Origin of the sequence: Clostridium sediminicola (genome assembly GCF_050402865.1) — a bacterium.
Lineage (GTDB): Bacteria > Bacillota > Clostridia > Clostridiales > Clostridiaceae > Clostridium_AF > Clostridium_AF sediminicola.
This window is the reverse complement of sequence record NZ_BAABMF010000058.1, coordinates 1-1,527: the sequence shown is the minus strand read 5'-3', so window position 1 is coordinate 1,527 and position 1,527 is coordinate 1. Positions and strand designations below refer to the sequence as shown.

Here is a 1,527-nt window from a genome sequence, read left to right as displayed (position 1 = left end):
GAGACTCTAGATAGTTTTGTGTAGTTTAATATTTTATAATTATAATATTACTGGAAATTCTTAATTCCAGTAATATTATTTTTTATCTTTGAAATACTAATACTGTTGGATTATGTTTATCTATATTGTTTGAAAAAAATCATAAAATATACATAAAAAATCTATTAAGTACAAGTTATTAAGCCAATTCTTCTTTTAATTGGTCCTCAAACATAATTGATAATTCTGCAAGTGTAGCACCCCAATTATGAGTCACTTGAGTCCATTTCTCCATGATTTCCATAGTAGCTAAATAAATAGCCTTATTCAAAGATTCATCCGTAGGAAAAATTATTCTAGTCTTTGTATATTTACGTATTTGCCTATTAAATCCCTCTAGTGCATTAGTTGTATAAATCATTCTCCTTATTTTGGGTGAAAACTCAAAGAAAGTAGAGAGATTCCCCCAATTCTTATACCATGAGTCTATAACAATAGCATATTTATTATTCCAAGTTCCCTTTAAATTATCTAGCTGCGCTAAAGCAAGTTCTTCGGTAGAAGCCTTATAAACTTCTTTTAAGTCTCTCATAAAAACTTTTTTATCTTTGGATGCTATGTATTTCATTGAGTTTCTTATTTGATGAACGATACATGTTTGTATATTAACGGATGGAAATACCGTTTTTATTGCTTGTGGTAATCCTTTTAAACCATCCATACACGCAATAAGAATCTCTTTAACTCCTCTATTTTTCAAATCATTACAAATACCTAACCAAAACTTAGCACCTTCAGCTTCATCTATCCAGATACCCAGAATATCTTTAAATCCATCCATTGTGTAGGCTAAACAAATATAGGCTGCTTTGTTGATTATTTTGCCATTGCTTCTTACTTTAAAATACATAGCATCTAAATAGACTATTGGGTAAACTTTATCTAAAGCTCTATTTTGCCACTCTTTAGCACTAGTCATGACTTTATCTGTAATCTTAGAAACCATTGAAGGTGATATTGTTATTCCATATAAATCTTCAATTTCGGCTTGAATATCGCTAGTAGACATTCCTTTAGCATACAAAGAAATAATTTTTTTATCTAGTTCGGTACATACAGTTTCATATTTCTTTACTATTTGAGGTTCAAACTCAGCTTTTCTATCTCGTGGTATATCAAGGTCTACATCACCAAAAGAACTTCTTAGATTCTTTTTACTATAGCCATTTCGATAATTTCTATCTTCAGTATCGTCATTATTGTGTCTCTCATACTTATCTCTCCCTAGGTGCTCTTCCATTTCTCCTTCTAAAATATTTTGAAGAACATCTTTAACTAATCTTTGGATCAATCCATTTTTACCCATAACATCATCAATAGTTTTGCATTTTTTAACTTCTTCATTGTAATCAAAGTTGGTATCAATTTTCTTTGTCATAAATTTTCCTCCTTAAATTTTTCATAGTATATTATTCCAAAACTACCAACTAATCATACAAAAAAAGATAGTAGGTAGATTTGTTTTTACACAAATCTACCTACTGTCCC

1 protein-coding gene is annotated in these 1,527 nt (G+C 29.5%); it reads right to left on the bottom strand.

Going from position 1 to position 1,527, the window contains the following annotated elements:
* Positions 1 to 178: 178 nt before the first annotated feature.
* The gene (locus ACQ3F0_RS26675; RefSeq protein ID WP_428868857.1) at positions 179 to 1,417 is read right to left on the bottom strand and encodes an IS256 family transposase; all 1,239 of its coding nucleotides are present in this window, start codon (positions 1,415 to 1,417) and stop codon (positions 179 to 181) included.
* Between the last annotated feature and the right edge of the window lie 110 nt (positions 1,418 to 1,527).

Excerpts from the sequence above, each read along its gene's own strand:
- ACQ3F0_RS26675 (WP_428868857.1), bottom strand. The coding sequence starts at position 1,417 with ATGACAAAGAAAATTGATACCAACTTTGATTACAATGAAGAAGTTAAA.